We start from the raw sequence: 302 nt of genomic DNA on the forward strand, positions 1-302 counted from the left end.
GAAGTGGCCGGAAATGGTTTATCATTTTCATGATGAAGGTATTTATGATTTACCTAAAGAGGCAACGCTTTTGGCAACGGGTTATACATATCCTACACAAGCTTTCCGTTATGGAAAAAATGCATGGGGCTTGCAATTTCATGCTGAATTCACACGGGCTATGATGCGACGTTTGGTTGTGCGTTCAGCACAAAAATTAACTGAAACGGGTGCTCAGCCAGCTTCTGCACCTTTGAAAGGTCGTTTAATTTATGATCAGGCCTTGAGCCGATGGGTTGAAAATGCAGTGCAAAAAAATTTTT

Annotated in this window: 1 pseudogene; it reads left to right on the forward strand. The window is 41.4% G+C overall.

What is annotated here, in order from left to right:
- Positions 1-302 (forward strand): annotated as a pseudogene (locus ACFINZ_RS10555) (GMP synthase); the annotation flags it as partial.

The sequence above is a fragment of the Bartonella sp. AA81SXKL genome (assembly GCF_042196945.1).
Lineage (GTDB): Bacteria > Pseudomonadota > Alphaproteobacteria > Rhizobiales > Rhizobiaceae > Bartonella.